General features: G+C 57.4%; 20 protein-coding genes and 2 tRNA genes. 13 read left to right on the forward strand and 9 right to left on the reverse strand.

From position 1 onward, the window contains the following. Positions 1-6: 6 nt before the first annotated feature. Positions 7-597: an amino acid synthesis family protein gene (locus tag RYA97_RS03150; RefSeq protein ID WP_005757904.1), complete on the reverse strand. Its 591-nt coding sequence runs from the start codon at positions 595-597 to the stop codon at positions 7-9. 271 nt (positions 598-868) lie between these two features. Here RYA97_RS03150 and RYA97_RS03155 point away from each other — a divergent pair, with 271 nt between their 5' ends. The 4 genes from RYA97_RS03155 to RYA97_RS03170 all read left to right on the forward strand — a co-directional run bounded on the left by RYA97_RS03155 (position 869) and on the right by RYA97_RS03170 (position 5,078). After that, entirely contained in the window at positions 869-2,008 is a 1,140-nt protein-coding gene (locus RYA97_RS03155) for a glutathione-independent formaldehyde dehydrogenase (protein WP_002553610.1), read from the forward strand. A gap of 107 nt (positions 2,009-2,115) precedes the next feature. Further along, the gene (locus RYA97_RS03160; RefSeq protein WP_005743546.1) at positions 2,116-2,976 is read left to right on the forward strand and encodes a glucose 1-dehydrogenase; all 861 of its coding nucleotides are present in this window, start codon (positions 2,116-2,118) and stop codon (positions 2,974-2,976) included. 232 nt (positions 2,977-3,208) lie between these two features. Then, on the forward strand, positions 3,209-3,604 hold the full coding sequence (locus RYA97_RS03165) for a low affinity iron permease family protein (protein ID WP_005733403.1): 396 nt from the start codon (positions 3,209-3,211) through the stop codon (positions 3,602-3,604). A 43-nt stretch (positions 3,605-3,647) separates the two neighbouring features. Then, the gene (locus RYA97_RS03170; protein WP_005743548.1) at positions 3,648-5,078 is read left to right on the forward strand and encodes an NAD-dependent succinate-semialdehyde dehydrogenase; all 1,431 of its coding nucleotides are present in this window, start codon (positions 3,648-3,650) and stop codon (positions 5,076-5,078) included. A 71-nt stretch (positions 5,079-5,149) separates the two neighbouring features. Here RYA97_RS03170 and pbpG read toward each other — a convergent pair whose 3' ends face one another. Continuing rightward, entirely contained in the window at positions 5,150-6,085 is a 936-nt protein-coding gene (gene pbpG / locus RYA97_RS03175; protein WP_002553614.1) for a D-alanyl-D-alanine endopeptidase, read from the reverse strand. A 267-nt stretch (positions 6,086-6,352) separates the two neighbouring features. On the opposite strand from pbpG, the gene RYA97_RS03180 reads away from it, so the two are divergent. Then, entirely contained in the window at positions 6,353-6,913 is a 561-nt protein-coding gene (locus RYA97_RS03180; protein WP_005743549.1) for a hypothetical protein, read from the forward strand. 96 nt (positions 6,914-7,009) lie between these two features. Here the strand turns inward: RYA97_RS03180 and RYA97_RS03185 are convergent, their stop codons facing one another. Together RYA97_RS03185 and RYA97_RS03190 are read right to left on the reverse strand one after the other, a co-directional pair. Beyond that, entirely contained in the window at positions 7,010-7,192 is a 183-nt protein-coding gene (locus RYA97_RS03185) for a hypothetical protein (RefSeq protein WP_005743550.1), read from the reverse strand. A 172-nt stretch (positions 7,193-7,364) separates the two neighbouring features. After that, a complete protein-coding gene (locus tag RYA97_RS03190) occupies positions 7,365-7,721 on the reverse strand; it encodes a hypothetical protein (RefSeq protein WP_002553616.1) in 357 nt (118 codons plus the stop codon). Positions 7,722-7,931: 210 nt separating this feature from the next. Here RYA97_RS03190 and RYA97_RS03195 point away from each other — a divergent pair, with 210 nt between their 5' ends. Next, complete coding sequence (locus RYA97_RS03195; protein ID WP_044344002.1) at positions 7,932-8,747, forward strand: shikimate 5-dehydrogenase; 816 nt, start codon at positions 7,932-7,934, stop codon at positions 8,745-8,747. Between the two features lie 40 nt (positions 8,748-8,787). Here the strand turns inward: RYA97_RS03195 and RYA97_RS03200 are convergent, their stop codons facing one another. Beyond that, positions 8,788-9,450, reverse strand: a complete 663-nt coding sequence (locus tag RYA97_RS03200) for a YceH family protein (protein ID WP_117139923.1) — start codon at positions 9,448-9,450, stop codon at positions 8,788-8,790. Between the two features lie 154 nt (positions 9,451-9,604). On the opposite strand from RYA97_RS03200, the gene RYA97_RS03205 reads away from it, so the two are divergent. Both RYA97_RS03205 and RYA97_RS03210 read left to right on the forward strand, forming a co-directional pair. Further along, positions 9,605-10,114, forward strand: a complete 510-nt coding sequence (locus RYA97_RS03205) for a DUF1993 family protein (RefSeq protein ID WP_002553619.1) — start codon at positions 9,605-9,607, stop codon at positions 10,112-10,114. A gap of 210 nt (positions 10,115-10,324) precedes the next feature. Further along, the gene (locus tag RYA97_RS03210; RefSeq protein WP_117139922.1) at positions 10,325-11,479 is read left to right on the forward strand and encodes an MFS transporter; all 1,155 of its coding nucleotides are present in this window, start codon (positions 10,325-10,327) and stop codon (positions 11,477-11,479) included. Here RYA97_RS03210 and nhaR read toward each other — a convergent pair. After that, positions 11,476-12,378 carry a transcriptional activator NhaR gene (gene nhaR / locus RYA97_RS03215; protein WP_117139921.1) on the reverse strand — a complete coding sequence of 301 codons (903 nt, stop codon included), beginning with the start codon at positions 12,376-12,378 and terminating at the stop codon, positions 11,476-11,478. The genes RYA97_RS03210 and nhaR overlap by 4 nt on opposite strands. A gap of 132 nt (positions 12,379-12,510) precedes the next feature. On the opposite strand from nhaR, the gene RYA97_RS03220 reads away from it, so the two are divergent. Then, positions 12,511-12,747, forward strand: a complete 237-nt coding sequence (locus RYA97_RS03220) for a hypothetical protein (protein WP_057403989.1) — start codon at positions 12,511-12,513, stop codon at positions 12,745-12,747. 43 nt (positions 12,748-12,790) lie between these two features. Further along, positions 12,791-13,549 (forward strand): TerC family protein, encoded by a 759-nt coding sequence (locus tag RYA97_RS03225; RefSeq protein ID WP_002553623.1) that lies wholly within the window; start codon positions 12,791-12,793, stop codon positions 13,547-13,549. 98 nt (positions 13,550-13,647) lie between these two features. On the opposite strand, the gene RYA97_RS03230 is transcribed toward RYA97_RS03225, so the two are convergent. Then, complete coding sequence (locus tag RYA97_RS03230; protein WP_004658124.1) at positions 13,648-13,830, reverse strand: hypothetical protein; 183 nt, start codon at positions 13,828-13,830, stop codon at positions 13,648-13,650. 219 nt (positions 13,831-14,049) lie between these two features. On the opposite strand from RYA97_RS03230, the gene RYA97_RS03235 reads away from it, so the two are divergent. Next, positions 14,050-14,745: a peptidase C39 family protein gene (locus RYA97_RS03235; RefSeq protein WP_044299218.1), complete on the forward strand. Its 696-nt coding sequence runs from the start codon at positions 14,050-14,052 to the stop codon at positions 14,743-14,745. A 59-nt stretch (positions 14,746-14,804) separates the two neighbouring features. On the opposite strand, the gene RYA97_RS03240 is transcribed toward RYA97_RS03235, so the two are convergent. Next, positions 14,805-16,088: an NAD(P)/FAD-dependent oxidoreductase gene (locus tag RYA97_RS03240; protein WP_005743559.1), complete on the reverse strand. Its 1,284-nt coding sequence runs from the start codon at positions 16,086-16,088 to the stop codon at positions 14,805-14,807. 181 nt (positions 16,089-16,269) lie between these two features. Between RYA97_RS03240 and RYA97_RS03245 the strand changes: the two genes are divergently transcribed. Then, a tRNA-Val gene (locus RYA97_RS03245) sits at positions 16,270-16,346 on the forward strand. Positions 16,347-16,512: 166 nt separating this feature from the next. Continuing rightward, positions 16,513-16,589 (forward strand) — tRNA-Val (locus RYA97_RS03250). A gap of 136 nt (positions 16,590-16,725) precedes the next feature. Here RYA97_RS03250 and RYA97_RS03255 read toward each other — a convergent pair. Beyond that, positions 16,726-17,787 (reverse strand): SDR family oxidoreductase, encoded by a 1,062-nt coding sequence (locus tag RYA97_RS03255; RefSeq protein WP_005757221.1) that lies wholly within the window; start codon positions 17,785-17,787, stop codon positions 16,726-16,728. Between the last annotated feature and the right edge of the window lie 29 nt (positions 17,788-17,816).

Consider the following 17,816-nt stretch of genomic DNA (forward strand, 5'->3'; position numbering starts at 1 on the left):
TATGGATTACTGAGCCTTTTCGGCGGCCAGTTCTTCCAGGTCGATATAACGATTGCCGATCCGCGGGTGCAGGCGTCCGCCGTTGGCGGCACCGAGGACTACGATGATTTCGTCGGCACGGGGCGAATCTTCGATGTGCATCTCCAGCGTGATGTAGTGCGAGCGCAGGCCTTCATCATCCTTGTGCATCATCGGAATCTGGATGGACGTGCCTGGGCCACCGCGCTTATTGGTAAAGCTCAGGTAGCTCTTGGCCTTGACGGCTTCACGGTAATGATTGCCAAAGCGCAGGGTATGGATCACCGCCGAAGCGTGTTCGATTTCGCCTTCCGCCCCGACCACTGCAGCCTTGCCATAGGCCTCGATGTTCTGCGCGCCGCCAATCGCATCGGTGAGGCGCTTGACCATCAACTCGCCCAGTGCGGAGCAGTTGGCGCGAATCTCCGGTTTCAGGTCTTCGACGAAACCACGGCCCAGCCAAGGGTTCTTGATCACGGCCGCCAACCCGATCATGGTGACCGGCTTGTCGGCGGCCTTGCCGCCCTCGATAAAGGTTTCTTCGGTGTACGTGACGATCTTGCGAATTTCAAAACTCATGAACGACTCCCGGAGTAAGTGCTTTTGTATTTCGTATGATGGTATACCATAAGATTGGGTGTGCAAATGCTTTCTTTGCAGTGAATACAGGGGCCGGGACTCATTTCATATTCCCGGATCAATACGCACGAACCGCTCTGGCTCGCGCTCATCAATGACCACTCGTCAGGTATGAAGGCAATCACTTTGAACAGGCGTCTTCTGGTCGTGACAGATATTCGGTGAGCCTTAAAAAGCCCTACCGAATTTTTCACCTAAGGAGACTCAGAACATGAAAGCCATCGTCTATGGCGGTCCGCGTGACGTCAGTGTCAAAAACGTACCGGATGCGAAGATCCAGAAGCCAACAGATGCTCTTGTCCGAGTGACCTCCACCAACATCTGTGGCTCGGACCTGCACATGTACGAAGGCCGCACGTCTTTCGAGACCGGGCGCATTTTCGGCCATGAGAATCTCGGCCAGGTGATCGAAGTCGGCGCCGGCGTCGACCGCATCAAAGTGGGCGACTGGGTGTGCCTGCCGTTCAATATTGGCTGCGGCTTTTGCGAAAACTGTGAGAAAGGCCTGACCGGTTATTGCCTGACCGCCAACCCGGGCAGCGCGGGTGCGGCTTACGGCTTTGCCGACATGGGCGATCATGAAGGTGGCCAGGCCGAGCTGTTGCGCGTGCCGTATGCCGACTTCAACTGCCTGCTGTTGCCTGAAGATGCTGCCGAGCGTGAAGAAGACTACGTCATGCTCTCGGACATCTTTCCTACCGGTTGGCATGCCACCGAGCTAGCCGGCCTGCTGCCTGGCGAAAGTGTTGCCATTTACGGTGCCGGTCCGGTTGGTCTGATGGCTGCGCACTCGGCAATGATCAAGGGTGCTTCGCAAGTCTTCGTGGTCGACAACCACCCGGATCGCCTGGCACTTGCAGCGAAAATGGGCGCGACGCCGATCAATTCGCTGGAGCAGGGTGCGGTGGATCAGATTCTCAATCTGACCAATGGCAAAGGCACTGATCGTGGTTGCGAGTGCGTGGGTTATCAGTGTTGCGACCGTCATGGTCATGAGGCCAATCACGTCACCATGAACAACCTCGTGGCCTCGACCAAGGCCACTGGCGGTATCGGTGTCGTGGGTGTTTTCGTGCCACAGGACCCGGGCGCGCATAACGATCTGGCGAAGGAAGGCAAAATGGCCTTCGATTTCGGCTCGTTCTGGTTCAAAGGCCAGCAGATTCGCACCGGACAGGCCAACGTCAAAGCCTACAACCGTCGCCTGGCCGAGCTGATCCACCATGATCGGGCCAAGCCTTCGCAGATCATTTCCCATCGTCTGAAACTTGAGGAAGGTCCTGCGGCCTATCAGCATTTCGACGCGCGCGATGAAGGCTGGACCAAAGTGGTTCTCAAGCCGAGTGCCTGATTGCTGCAACTGATCAACCCCCTTGTCGCCTTTGGCCGTGCCCGGCGACAAGGGGCAGCGCTATTTTTATTCAGTCAGTTTTTATTGAGCCAGGGAGATTTATTCAGATGAACGAAGAATACCCAAAGCCACCGTTTGCCAGTCAGCCGCAAGAGGTTCCAGGGTTGCAGGGTAAGATGGACCCTTATCCGGATTGCGGCGAAAAAAGCTACAAGGGCTCCGGGCGCCTGCAGGGCAAGATTGCATTGATCACCGGTGCCGATAGCGGCATCGGTCGCGCTGTCGCCATAGCCTTTGCACGAGAAGGCGCGCAGGTTGCAATCTCGTACCTGAACGAGCATGAAGACGCGGAAGAAACCAAGCGCTGGGTCGAAGAGGCCGGTATGAAGTGTCTGCTGTTGCCGGGTGATCTGGCTCAGAAGCAACAGTGCGAAGACATCGTGAGCAAGACGGTGGCTGAATTTGGCCGTATCGATGTGCTGGTCAACAACGCCGCGTTCCAGATGAATCACGAGACGCTGGAAGAAATCTCCGACGAAGAGTGGGTCAAGACCTTCGATATCAACATCACTGCGATGTTTCGTATCTGCAAGGCCGCGGTCCCGCATATGCCGAGGGGTGGCTCGATCATCAACACCAGTTCGGTCAATTCGGACATGCCCAAACCGACGCTGCTGGCGTATGCGACCACCAAAGGCGCGATTGCCAATTTCACCGGTGGCCTGGCGCAGTTGCTGGGCGACAAGGGTATCCGCGTGAACAGCGTGGCCCCCGGCCCGATCTGGACCCCGCTGATCCCGGCGACCATGACCGACGAAGACGTCAAAAGCTTCGGCAGCGAGACCCCGCTGGGCCGTCCAGGTCAGCCGGTGGAAGTTTCGCCCATCTACGTTTTGCTGGCCTCGGACGAAGCCAGTTACATTTCCGGCTCGCGCTATGCAGTGACGGGCGGCAAGCCGATTCTGTGAATTCATAGAACGTTAGTGCGGTTGAAGCGGTGCCTGGAGGGTGCCGTTTCTCCCGCATCAGGCGTGATATTTCTGGCGCGATGTATGGTCCGGTGCCACTGCGGATACACACCTTTCCGGGTTTGAATAGGCATTGAAGCCTGTCAGTAAGCTGAACGGATCCAACTGTTGCAAGAAATTTCAATGCGTTAGCGGTGTCCATGTAAGACATCCCGTGTTCAGGCAGTTGTTAATGAAGTTCTCCAGATTTTCTCAATCCCTTTCGAAATGGGCCGGCAGCCCGGCCACTTTTGCTTCAGCAGTCGTGCTTATTTGTCTCTGGGCATTCACCGGTCCGTGGTTTCACTACAACGATACCTGGCAGTTGATCATCAATACGTCGACTACCATCATTACCTTCCTTATGGTGTTCTTGATCCAGAACACGCAGAACCGTGACAACGACGTCCTGCACCTGAAAGTCGACGAGCTGTTGCGCGTGACCAAGGATGCGCAGAACTCGTTGCTGAACCTCGACGGCCTCACGCAGAAGGACCTCAGGGCCCTGCGCAAGAAATACGAAGCCATGGGCGGCGAGCACGATATCGAGGCCCCTTTGCCAATGGCTGGTGCCGAGCAGCGAGTCTGATCGCTCAGTAACGCCGTTTTTTCAATTACCTATGGAGATTTTCATGTATCCAGACGTACAGCTTTATATCGATGGCCAATGGCGCGCGAGCCGCGATGGCCGTTCCATTCCGGTCATAGACCCTGCAACCGGCCAGTCGCTGGGCAGTGTTGCACATGCCGGTATCACCGACCTTGACGAAGCCCTGGCGGCGGCCGAGCGTGGCTTTGCCACCTGGCGCGCCACCTCGGCCTATGATCGCTACAAGCTGATGCAGAAAGCCGCGAACCTGATTCGCGAGCGTGCCGACAACATTGCCCGGATCATGACCCAGGAGCAGGGCAAGCCCTTGGCCGAGGCGCGGATGGAAACCCTTTCTGCCGCTGATGTCATCGACTGGCTGGCCGAGGAAGGGCGTCGCAGCTATGGCCGTATCGTGCCTTCGCGTGGCGTGGCCATTGAGCAGAAGGTCGTCAAGGAGCCGGTCGGTCCTGTTGCGGCGTTCACACCGTGGAATTTTCCGATCAATCAGGTGGTGCGCAAGTTGTCGTCTGCACTGGCAGCCGGGTGCTCGATCATCGTCAAGGCTCCGGAAGAAACTCCGGCGTCGCCTGCCGAGCTGATTCGGGCGTTTGCCGATGCCGGTGTTCCGGCAGGCGTGATTGGTCTGGTCTACGGCGATCCGGCTGAAATCTCTGGCTACCTGATCCCGCATCCGGTGATTCGCAAGGTCACGTTTACCGGTTCGACACCGGTCGGCAAGCAACTGGCTGCACTCGCCGGAAAACATATGAAGCGGGCAACCATGGAGCTGGGTGGTCATGCGCCGGCGCTGGTGTTCGATGACGCTGATATCGACCTCGCTGCGCGCGTGCTGGCCACCGCGAAGTTCCGCAATGCCGGACAGGTCTGCGTATCGCCGACGCGGATTCTGGTGCAACGCAAGGTGCTGGATGTGTTCACCGAGAGATTTGTGGGCCTGACCCGCGAGATCAAGGTCGGCAACGGTCTGGAGGCGGGCACCACGATGGGGCCGGTAGCCAACGAGCGACGTATTCCTGCGCTGGTCGATCTGATCGAAGACGCTGTGCGTGGCGGTGCAACCCTGTCTGCCGGAGGCAAGGCTGTCGAGGGGCCGGGCTATTTCTTCGAGCCAACCGTATTGAGTGGCCTGACACCGCAAATGCGCATCATGAACGAAGAACCTTTCGGGCCGGTTGCGCTGCTGGTGCCGTTCGACACGGTTGAAGAGGCTATTGCCGAATCCAACCGGGTGCCGTTCGGGTTGGCGTCCTACGCGTTCACGACCTCGATGAAGACTGCTCAGGCGCTGAGTACTTACATTGAGGCGGGCATGCTGTCGATCAACCATCAGGGTATCGGCTTGCCGGAAGTCCCGTTCGGCGGGATCAAGGATTCCGGTTACGGTTCCGAAGGCGGCACCGAGGCCATTGAGGCGTACCTGAACACCAAGCTGGTCACTCAGTACAACTGAGTGCGCAACGGGTAAATAAAAACGGTCGCGATGTGCAAGCATCGCGACCGTTTTTTTGTTGCACGTACCCGTCAGTCTTTGGCTTGAATACCGGTCTGTCTCATGACCAGATTCTTTTCTTTCTTGTACTGCAGGGCAACTTCAGGTGCCGGGCCGCTCTGGCCCGTTTCCATCCACTTGCGTATACGGCTGGCGTCAGCGAAGTGGGTGTACTTGCCGAAAGCATCGAGAATAACCACGGAAACCGGACGATTGGCCATGCTGGTCAGCAGCACGAGGCAGTGGCCGGCCTGATTGGTAAAGCCGGTTTTGGTCAGTTTGATATCCCAGTTGTCCTTGCGCACCAGGTGGTCGGTATTGCTGAAACCCAGGGTGTAGGTCGGTTTGCGGAACGTCACCGTCTTTTGCTCGGTGGTGCTCAGTTCACTGAGCATCGGGTATTTGCGTGCCGCCATCACCAGCTTGGTGAGGTCGCGTGCGGTGGATACGTTGTAAACCGACAGGCCGGTAGGTTCGACATAGGCGGTATGTTTCATGCCCAGTGCCTTGGCCTTGGCATTCATCGCCAGAATGAACGCGGGATAACCACCGGGATAGCTGTGCGCCAGGCTCGCCGCAGCGCGGTTTTCCGACGACATCAGGGTGATCAGTAACATGTCGCGGCGGTTCATTTCACTGCCGAGTTTGACCCGGGAGAAAACACCTTTCATTTCCGGGGTCTGGGAGATATTGACCGGTATGACTTCGTCCATCGATTGTTTGGCATCAAGGACTACCATCGCGGTCATCAGCTTGGTGACGGAGGCAATCGGCACAATCACGTCCGGGTTGCTGGAGTACAGGACCTTGTCGGTTTGCAGGTCGATGACCATTGCGCTGCCTGAGGCGAGGTGCAGATTGGAAGGATCACGATTCAGAACAGCGGATTCGTTTGCCAGCGTGGTAGTGGAAAGCGCCGGGCCGGTAAGTACAAATAATAGGCCCAGAAGAGACAGACGAATTTTCAAGAGCAAGGCTCACTCGATAAAGGTGGTAATGGAAGGGATCGCGTCAAAACGCTGCATTTTATGAGCAGACTTTGCGGTATGTCGATGGGTGTCGTAGGGCGTTTCATTAATAAATGCAGGAAACGGGATTTCGTTAAGTTGCGGTTAAGTGGCTTTTTGCTCTCAAACCTGTTTAAAACCGAACCACAATTGAATAGTCGTGGTGTGAAAGGCCTGCACCGATTAGCATTCCATGCCATTCAGGTCACCGATTCAAGGAGTCATGCAATGCTCAAGGGGTTTGTCAGCAAGGATTACGCAGTACTGGTGATCATCGCTTCGCTGGTTGTCATCCTGCTGCTGGGTGTCGGCTTTACATCGCGCCCCAGTGACTGGGCAGGCTGGATGCAGGCCATCGGCCTGATCGTAGGCTTGATGGTTGCCGTGGCTGTACCCGCCATTCAGCGCAAGCAGGAAGCGGAGCAGGCGCGCAAGCAGATACGCGACCGCGAAGTAGGCTATGCCCGGCGCATGCAGTATCTGTGTGGCGAATTGAGCGAATTGCAGGGCCGTATCAGTCTCAACCTGACGCATCTACGCGCCACTGACCGGCACAGCTTGAAATACACATTGCAGGACTACCTGCATCGTTTGTTCGAGTCTCACAAACAGGACCTGAACGATGATCGCGTGGTGCTGGCTCATGAGCTGCGTCAGGTTGCCAATGACCTGATCGATGAACTCGACAGTGGTCGTACCGATCGTGTGGTGTTCATGGCACTGGAAAAGCGCCTGCAGAAGCTGGCGCATCGTTGTCAGGTCAATGCCGCTATGGCCGAGCGCAGCTGAGGCGGATCGTCTGCTTTCCCTGGCTCAAAAAAAGCCCGCCTTCAAAGAGGCGGGCAAGGGGATGTGCGGAGCAACGCACGAGGTTCGCAGAAAAAATCAGCTGTTGAGGGGCTGGCACTGCATTTGCCGGGACAACTCTTCGGCGACAGGCAAAGACGCCAGAGGGCCGCTGACCGGCTCGCCATCCTGAATCAGGTACCAGCAGGCCAGCAGACCTCGCTCTCTGAGCGGCGCTGGAACTGCACTGCCGACGACGGACATGATGTGTACCTTGGTCATAACTGCCTCCTCAATCCATGCCGCTACTGTAGAGGCCGATCGGGAAAGGTAGAAATCGACACTCTCAATAGTGGTCATTGATAACAACGAGGGTCGGGCACATTGCATCGGCAGGCGATAATGTGAGCACACCAATGAAAAACCCGCCTGAAGAGGCGGGTTTTTTGTTCGGTTACCAGCGGCCGCGTGGCGGGCCGTAGTAATAGCCCGGGCCTGGTGGTGGCCCGTAGCGATGGTAGTAGCCTGGCGGTGGAGGCGGTGGGTAGCGCTCGACAACCTGGTAGACCGGGGCCGGCTGATAATAGACCGGTGGTGGTGCGTAGTAGACCGGCTGTTGTTGCACATAAACCGGCTCGCGCTCTACGTACACGGTTCTATCGCGACTTGAAGATACCGCCGCCCCGACAACGGCAGCGCCTACGATAGCACCTACCACGGCAGGGCCACCCCAGCCACGGTCAGCATTCGCCTGGCCAGCAAGGGCCAGGGCACCTACAAACAAGGCGATCTTGGGGATTTGACGAATCATGATTGTTCCTCGCTCTCAACCCGTTGTCGCGCGCCTGCATCACTCTCAAGCACTGCCACGGGATAACACTATGACATCGAAATTGTAAGAATCTGCGAAAGTGCTGAGTAAATTTTATGTAAGGTGTGCGGCGCGTGTCCTCGCATTCACTGGTGCGTAGCATACGCTTTTATCGAATATTCAAGCCATTACCGTCTGGAGGAAACCCATATGCCCATTACTGCAAACAGAGACACATTGTTGTGCATGTCCATGGCCGCCCGTCCCGGCAACTTTGGCGTGCGTTTCCACAATCATCTTTATCAGCAGTTGGGCCTTAACTTCTATTACAAGACCTTCTCACCCAATGACCTTGCCGCTGCCGTGGCGGGCATTCGGTCGCTGGGGATACGCGGCAGTGCGGTTTCGATGCCGTTCAAGGAAGCCTGCATTGAACTGGTCGACGAACTTGATGCTTCCGCCGCCGCCATCCAGTCGATCAATACCATCGTCAACACCGACGGGCATTTGAAGGCGTTCAACACGGATTACATCGCGGTTGCGCAGCTAATGGAGAGCCACGCCGTCCCTCGTAGCGCATTTGCCCTGCGCGGCAGCGGGGGCATGGCCAAGGCGGTTGCGTTCGCGTTGCGCGATGCGGGTTTCACCGATGGCCTGATCGTGGCCCGCAACGAGCAGGCCGGTCGACGCCTGGCCGAGGCGTGTGGCTTTCGCTGGCAGGCGGAGCTGGGAAGCGTGCGACCACCTTTACTGGTCAACGTTACGCCGCTAGGCATGCAAGGTGCCCAGGCTGACGAGTTGTCGTTTGACTTGCAGGCCATCGATGCGGCCGAGACGATTTTCGATGTGGTGGCTACCCCTGCCGAAACGCCGCTGATCCAGGCTGCACGTCGCCTGGGCAAGCGCGTCGTGAGCGGCGATGAAGTCGCGGCGATCCAGGCACTGGAACAATTTGTGCTGTATACCGGCGTCCGCCCGACCGATGAGCAGTATCAACAGGCTGCGGCGTTCGCCAGGGCTGTATAGCCTTAGCCTGAGCGCCGGGCCGGACGGGGAACGCCGGGCATCACTCCAGTCTGGCAAGGCGCTCTTCAAGGGCCGCGACGCGCGCTTCCAGCTCGTCAAGACGCTGGCTGGCAGCCGGGTTTGCCGCATTACGCTCAGGCGCGTGTTGACGGGCTGCAAGCAGCTCTTGCAGATCATCCGGGTCGCCCAGCAGGTGCATGTAACGATCTTCCCGTTGACCGGACTGGCGGGGTACGAGCATCGCCAGGCCTCTGGCGATGAGCCGTTCCAGTTGATGGATGAGTTGCTCGCTGTCCTCGAAATCGTGCATACGGTGACTGCGCGTGAGCAGTTCGCTGACGGTTTGCGGGCCGCGCAGCAGCAAAAGGCCGGTCAGTATCACCTGCGCGGGGACCAGCTCAACGGCCTTGTCGACCCGGTGCTCCCAGCGATCAGCGCGACTGCCCATCACCAGACGCGTCAGGCCTCGACCCTCAAGAGCGCGCAGGCTCTGACCGACCTGGCCTTGAGTCAGGTTCATGACCGGATCGCGACTGGTCTTCTGGTTGCAGGCAAGCACCAGTGCATTAAGGGTCAGCGGGTAGGTTTCCGGGTTGGTCGCCTGTTTCTCGATCAGGCAGCCCAGAACACGCACTTCAGTGCTGTTGAGTTGCAGGGTCTCGGCATTCGGGGAGGATTCGGAGGAGGGCGATTCAATGGACATGACGCTTCCCTGAGTGATGGCGGTGGATCAGCGTAGGGCGTGGCGCACATTATTGCCAGTGTCTGTTGCGCTGATCTGCAGGGTCGCTGAAAAGTGTCACGGTGTTTGCCGTCAGGTGGGTCTATAATTGCGCCTTTCTCAATCAGGATATGTCATGTCTATTTCCCTGTACGCCGCTTCCATTCCTGTCTTTCAGCAAATGCTCAATGCGCTGAGCGATGTTCTGACCAAGGCCGAAGCCTACGCGACCGAGAAGAAAATCCAGCCGCCAGCACTGCTGCAGGCGCGTCTGTTCCCGGACATGTTGCCTTTTACCCGTCAGGTGCAGATTGCCGTCGATTTTGCCAAGGGTGCTTCGGCCCGCCTGGCAGGCGTCGAGATCCCGCAATACGATGACACCGAAACCACCTTTGCCGAACTGCAGGCACTGCTTGCCAAGACGCTTGCGTTCATCGGCAGCATCACGCCCGAACAGGTCGACGGCAAGGAGGGTATCGAAATCGTCCTGCGCCCCGGCACTGAAAAGGAAAAGCGCCTGAACGGTCAGGCTTATCTGCTCAGCTACGCCTTGCCGCAGTTCTTCTTCCATGTCACCACCGCTTACGACCTGCTGCGCCATAACGGCGTTGAAATCGGCAAGCGTGACTTCATGGGCAAGTTCTGATTCTGAAACGTGCGGTGCTGAAGCCTCGCTGATGTACTCGTCCCTCGGCGTTATGCGCAAATCCAACTGACTATCATGCCAATGCTCCGCATTGGCATGCATTGGCTGACGCAGAGCGTCACGAAATGCATTACCACGCGGAGCGTGGGAGCGAGAGTTGTTGGGGTGTCAGCCCTGTTTTTCGGGCTGTAGTGTTGTTCTGGAGTATTCATGTTGTTGCCCATACTTCTGTTGTCGGCCGCCGGTTTTACCGTGCTGACCACAGAATTCGTCATTGTCGGTCTTTTGCCTGCGGTTGCCCGCGATCTGGATGTCACGGTTTCGCAAGCGGGGCTGCTGGTCACCCTGTTCGCATTCACGGTTGCAGCGTTCGGTCCTTTTCTGACCGCTTATTTCTCGCGTTTCGAGCGCAAGCGTCTGTTCATCAGCATTCTTGTGCTATTCGGCTTTTCAAATCTACTGGCAGCGCTGGCACCCAATATTGCCGTGATGGGGCTGGCGCGGCTGATTCCTGCGTTGGGGCTGCCGGTATTCTGGGCGCTGGCCAGTGAAACCGCCGTGGACATCGTCGGGCCGCAGTTCGCTGGCAGGGCGATTGCCAGAATCGGTTTCGGCATCGTTTGCGCCACTGTGTTCGGCATCCCCATAGGTACTTTGATTTCCGATGCTTTCGGCTGGCGCAGTGCGTTTCTGGTGCTCGCCGGTCTGGCATTTGCCAAGGCTCTATTGCTGGCGGTCTATCTGCCACGGGCCGCGGCGAAGAAAAACCCGGTGTCGATCCTCAACCAGTTCGGTATTTTGCGCAGCCGGATGATGCAGGGGCATGTGCTGCTGTCGGTACTGGTATTCAGCGGCATGTTCACCGCCTACACCTATCTGGCGGACATGCTGGAGCGTCTCGCCGGGTTCGATGGCAGCCTGGTGGGCTGGTGCCTGATGGGGTTTGGCGCGGTCGGCTTGCTCGGCAACTCGCTGGGCGGGCGCATGGTTGACCGGCATCCGCTGATTGCCAGCCTGGTATTCTGCGCCTTCATGGTGGTCGGCATGGTCGCTGTGGTGCCCAGCATCCACTCGGTGTTCGCCTTGCCAGTCGCGCTGGCAATATGGGGTATCACCCAGGCAGCCTTGTTTCTGGTCAGTCATGTGCGGTTGATCAAGGCCGCGCCGCAAGCACCTGCGTTCGCGGCGTCGCTTAACATCGCCGGAGCGAATCTTGGCATCGGGATTGGTGCGATGATCGGTGGCAGGGTCATTGATCACCTCGGTCTGGGTAACGTCGGTTTCGCCGCCGCTGGCATTATCGCTCTTGCGATTGTGCTGGCAGTGCTGCTGATCAGACGTGATTCCGGCCCGCTTGCCGCCTAATTTGCGTCGGTAAACAACTGGTTTCGTGCGCTTTCGGCGATGGCGACAACGCCAGGGTGTTTGACCTTGCGCTCTACGGTGATGGCGTAGAAGGATTCGGTCACCGCATCAGTGTGGCCTATCAGTTGTACGCCATACTGGTTCTGCACCTCATCGGCGATGACGCTGGGCGCAACAAAGACACCGCTGCCGGATTTGCCAAACGCCTTCATCAGCGCACTGTCATCGAACTCGCCGATGATGCGCGGCTGGATGCTCTGTTCGGCAAACCAGCGCATCAGCCTGCCGCGAACGACGGTTTCCTGGCCTGGAATCAATAGCGGCGCACCGTGCATGCACTGCGGAAAGCCACTTCCGATACGTTCTGCCACTTCACGGGTCGCAAAAAAGCTGACCCCGCATTCTCCCAGTTTCTGGCTGTAGCCCTTGATATCCAGGTGCTGCGGCATGGGGCTGTCCGAGATCACCAGGTCCAGACGCTGAATTGCCAGGTCTGCCAGCAGCCTTTCCAGTTTATCTTCCCGGCAGGTAATGCGAATGGACTCACTGAGGTTCATGGTCGGGGCAATCAGCCGGTACACGATGGACTTGGGCACCACATCAGCGACCCCGATGCGCAACAGCAGTTGCTGTTCATCGGGCTGCGAGCGCAGCAGGTTTTCCAGATCATTGCCCAACTGAAACATCTGTTCGGCGTAGGGCAGGGCCAGGCGACCCGCTTCAGTCATTTCCAGTTGCCGGCCTACGCGCTGGAACAGATCGACACCCAGTGATGCCTCCAGCAGGCTGATCTGCCCGCTGACGGTCTGCGGGGTGAGATTCAACTGCTCGCAGGCGCGCACGATGCTGCCGGTTTTGGCTACTACCCAGAAATAGTGAAGCTGACGGTAATTGAGCATGATCTCTGCCGATTCGGTAAAACCGAAGTATAAGCCTTATAAAATCGAATTTTCCGTATGTTTCAAAATGTCTAGAATCTGCTTCCAACGCCGGGCTGAACACGCCGCCCAGCCTTGCTTAACGAGGAAGCCATGAATAAAACTCTTTACGCTGCACTGCTGGGCTGCTCGCTGCTGGTAATGTCAGGATGCGATCAGATAGAGTCATCCACCAAGCATGTGGTGAATGCAGCAGCCGACACTGCAAAACAGGCGATTGACGAAACACATCAAGCCGCAACCAAGGCCATTGATGAGGCAAAACAGGAACTTTCGGTGCAGCAGCCACCACAAAGCTCGGCTGAAACCGAAAATACGACCGATAAATAAATCTGACTTACAACTAATATTGGCTCAGGCAGGGCAGTGATCTATGGAATACCTATTGGAACTCGCAACAAGTCCGGCAGCCTGGATCGCGCTGGCAACACTGGTGGTCATGGAAGTCGTATTGGGTATCGATAACCTGATCTTCATCTCGATCATCACCAACAAGCTCCCTGAGCACCAACGAGAAAAGGCCCGCAAACTGGGTATCGGTATGGCGCTGGTGATGCGCCTTGGATTGCTCAGCACCGTGGCGTACATCGTGCAATTGACAGAGCCGGTATTCGAGGTATTCGGCCAGGCGTTCTCGTGGAAGGACATGATTCTGATCGCTGGTGGCCTGTTCCTGGTCTGGAAAGCGACGACGGAAATTCACCACAGCATGGACGTCAAGACCGAAGAAGAGAAAGCCCTGGGTTCGGTCGTGGCATTGAGCATGAGCGCGGCCATCGTGCAGATCCTGATGCTGGATCTGGTGTTCTCCATCGACAGTATCATCACTGCCGTGGGCATGACCGAACACTTGCCGATTATGGTCATTGCTGTAATTACTGCCGTCGTCGTGATGCTTGTTGCCGCCAACCCGCTGGCGAAGTTCATCAACGATAACCCGACGGTGGTCATGCTGGCCCTGGGCTTCCTGATCATGATCGGTATGACGCTGATCGCCGAAGGCTTTGGCGCTCATGTGCCCAAGGGCTACATCTACGCTGCCATGACCTTCTCGGCAGCCATTGAAGGCCTGAACATGCTGGTACGCAGAGCAAGACGCAAAAAGGCTGCTGCTCAGGTGTCCGCGCACTGATAGCAGGCCAGGCTGAAAAAAGGTCGACCCGGGTAACCGGGTCGACCTTTTTTGCATTTCCACTGCCGACAACTTTATTCGAGCGGCACAACTAACTATCAGCTGGCCACAGCAGCAGGTACTTTGACAGCCTTTACCAGGCTCGGCCGTTTTGCCGCAGGTGACGCTGCACTGTGCGGCTGGTGATGGCGACGGGATATGCGCATTACGCCCCACAGCATTGCACTGGCTACAGCAAGCCACGAAGCGAGCAGCATCACGATTGTCAGTTCCAGGCTCATAAGTGCCTCCACATTCCTGCTTTTGTTGCGGTCTTGATAACTGACAGTCTAGTACGGGGCATGTTTCGGTTAATTGACCAGTGGCGCAGGGCTATGAACTATTTTCTCCATTCGGCCCGATGAGCCGCAGTGCCTGACTATACCCTGAACCCCCAGAGCTCTATGATCGGTGTCCAGGCCGGGTCGTGGGTTGCCCGGCATCAGTTGAAGCGAGTGAACATCTTGTCGGTCTCTTTCTATTCCGGTACTGCCGGTGCATTACGTTCATGGCTGGTTTTAGCCTTGCTCACGGGTCTTGTCGGCTGTTCTTCAATGGTCACGCCCGAGATGAAACGCCTTCCGGACCGGGTCGAACTGACGTCGGTGCCTTTCTTCCGTGGGAACGCCTACCAGAGCGGACCAATGGTGCTGGCAAGCATGCTGGCCAACCAACAGGTACAGACCACGCCCGGCTTGCTCGACAAGCCGCTGCAACTGCCAGGTGCCGAAGACCGGCTCGAACAGAATATGCAGAAGGTTGCGCGGGAATACGGGTTCATGGTCTATCCGCTTGATGGTCAATTACACGACCTGCTGACTCAAGTGTCGGCGGGCTATCCGGTCATGCTGCGCTTTTCCCAGGGCTCTGCACTGTGGAAGAGCCCACGTTATGCCGTGTTGATTGGTTACAACCGGGTAAAGGAGACGGTGTTGTTGAATGCAGGCATGGATCGTCGCTATTCAATGAGTTTCAGCCGCTTCACATCGGCGTGGAAAGAGGCCGGCAGTTGGGCGGTGCTGGTTCAGTCGCCCCGGCAGCTGCCCGCCAACGTCGATCAGCAGCGCTGGTTGCAGGCCGCTGAAGCTTTATCGAAGTCCGGACAGGAGCAGGCGGCGGGCGAGGCGAAACGAACGCTGGCACGCGGCGTTAAATGAAATAAACGCGGCACAAACAAAAACGGCACCGATAAGGTGCCGTTTTACTGTCAGCGAACTTAAAAACCCAACCTGTCACGCAGGCTGTAATACCAGGCACCCAACGCAGTAAGCGGGGTGCGCAGCATCTGCCCGCCAGGGAAAGGATAGTGGGGCAGGTCGGCGAACGCATCAAAGCGCTCTGCCTGACCGCGCAACGCCTCGGCCAGTACCTTGCCCGCCAGATGCGTATAAGTCACGCCGTGTCCGCTGCAACCCTGCGAGTAATAGATGTTGTCGCCAAGCCTGCCAACCTGAGGCAGGCGAGACAGGGTCAGCAGAAAGTTGCCGGTCCATGCGTAGTCGACCTTCACATCCTTGAGCTGTGGAAACGCCTTGAGCATCTTCGGCCGGATAATGGCTTCGATGTTGGCGGGATCTCTGGCACCGTAGACCACGCCGCCGCCGAAGATCAGGCGCTTGTCGGCGCTGAGGCGGTAGTAATCCAGCAGGTAATTGCAATCCTCGACGCAGTAATCCTGCGGCAGAAGTGTTTTGGCCAGTTCATCGCTCAGCGGCTCTGTGGTGATCACTTGAGTGCCACAAGGCATCGACTTGGCAGCCAGCTCCGGAACCAGATTGCCCAGATAGGCGTTGCCGGCCACGATGATGAATTTCGCGCGGACCTTGCCTTGCGCCGTATGGACCACAGGGCTGGCACCGCGCTCGATGCGAATGGCCGCCGACTGCTCGTGAATCGTGCCGCCCAGGGTCTCGACCGCGGCCGCTTCACCCAGCGCCAGATTGAGCGGGTGAATATGGCCGCCGGTCATGTCCAGCAGCCCGCCGATATATTGATCACAGGCAACGACTTCGTTGATCCGGCGCTTGTCCATCAGCTCAAGGCCGGTGTGGCCGTAACGCTCCCACAGTCGCTGCTGGGCTTCCAGATGCGCCAGTTGCTTCCCGGTCAGCGCTGCAAATACACCGCCATCCTTCAGGTCGCACTGGATACCGTAGCGGGAAACCCGATCACGAATGATGGATGCGCCCTCAAAGGCCATCTGCCCCAGCAACTGCGCCTGGCGTGGCCCGACGGTTCGCTCGATCACATCAATGTCACGGCTGTAACTATTGACGATCTGCCCGCCATTACGCCCCGACGCGCCAAAGCCGACTTTTGCCGCTTCCAGCACCGTGACCCGGAATCCATTCTCCAGCAGGAACAGCGCACTCGACAGGCCTGTATAGCCAGCTCCGATGACGCACACGTCGGTTTCGACTTCACCCTGCAACGCTGGACGTTCCGGGGCGGCATTGGCTGAAGCGGCGTAGTAGGACTGCGGATAGGGCGTATTTGCCATCCTGAGACTCCGTTTAATATTCTTGACGATGTGGCGATCGTACCCGAGAACCAAAAGCTCTGCCAGCAACAGGCGAAAAGTGTCATTCCCTGCCAACGGGCAAAAAACGCTGTAATTCATAGGCTTAGAGAAAAAACAGATTGACAGGTATCTGAATATCCGTAGAATGCGGACCCACAGCAGGCACGTAGCTCAGTTGGTTAGAGCACCACCTTGACATGGTGGGGGTCGTTGGTTCGAGTCCAATCGCGCCTACCAGATAAAATCCGCTCTGCTGGGCGGTAAGAAAAGGGTCAGCCGAAAGGCTGGCCCTTTTTTGTCTATGGGTGCTGAACCCCAAGGTAAAAATTTCGCGTATTCAGAGAGTTACTGCAAAAAAGAATTTGACAGGCATTCGAATATCCGTAGAATGCCGACCCACAGCAGGCACGTAGCTCAGTTGGTTAGAGCACCACCTTGACATGGTGGGGGTCGTTGGTTCGAGTCCAATCGCGCCTACCAGATAAAATCCGCTCTGCTGGGCGGTAAAAAAAGGGTCAACCGAGAGGTTGACCCTTTTTTGTTGCGTCTGTTTCACTCGAAGCCAGTGCCTGCTCTTATGCCAACGCAGAGCCTTGGCACAAGAGGGCAAGCAGCTTCAGGGAATCAGTCGGTCACGGCGCAGCTTTTCAAATACCTCGAAAAACGCATCGTCACTCGCCTGGAACGCCGTGAAGCCCAGTTTGCGACTTTTCGACATATCCGTAACCACTTCGATCGGACGGCCCAGGTCGGCGTCGGTGTGCCATGGCGAAATCAGGCGATTGATATCACCTTCCTTGAGTTGATGCTCGCGGACAATATCGGTCCAGGCAGCCTGATCATCGGCCATCTGCGTTTCCAGCGGGGCTGGCTCGCTCGGAAAATCGGCTGGCTGCAGGTCGAAGTACTCGGCGATCTGCCCCCACATCCAGCTCCAGCGGAATACGTCGCCATTGGTGATGTTGAACGCCTGATTTGCCGCAGCAGGCGTCGTGGCGGCCCACAGTTGCTGATGGGCGAGCTGACGTGCATCGGTCATGTCGGTCAGACTGTCCCACTGCACGCGTGAGCCCGGAAACACGAAAGGTCGGCCGGTTGCCTTGCAGATCGAGGCATAGACGGCGAGGGTGGTCGCCATGTTCATCGCATTGCCGACCGCGACACCTGTCACGGTGTGCGGGCGATGGACGCTCCAGGTAAAACCGTCTTTCTCGGCGGCAGCGAAGACTTCATCTTCCTGCGCGTAATAGAAGTTCTCGATATCCAGGCGCGCTTGCGTCTCCCTGAACGGCGTTTGTGGCAGCGTGCCCTTACCGTAGGCTTCGAACGGGCCAAGGTAGTGTTTGAGCCCGGTGACCAGCGCAACGTGTTTCACACTGCCAGCGGGCCGTACAGCATCCAGCACATTGCGCACCATCGCAGCATTGACGCGGATGTTCTCTGCTTCAGTGGCCTGACGCGACCATGTGGTGATGAAAACGTGGGTGGGCTTCAAATCAGCCAGGGCCGCACTGACGGACTCCGGGTTCTGCAGGTCTGCAGCCACTGGAATTACGCCGGGCCGCGCTGACGGACTACGGGAGAGGGCGGCAACCTGCCAATCGTTTTCCAGTAACAACTGTGTGATTGCACTGCCGACAATGCCACTTGCGCCAACAACCAGGGCGGTCTGAGTCATAGGGGATCTCCTGAGACGGGGATGAAGGT

It is taken from the genome of Pseudomonas syringae group sp. 26L6 (assembly GCF_032587815.1).
In the GTDB taxonomy this organism is placed as follows: Bacteria; Pseudomonadota; Gammaproteobacteria; order Pseudomonadales; family Pseudomonadaceae; genus Aquipseudomonas; species Aquipseudomonas amygdali.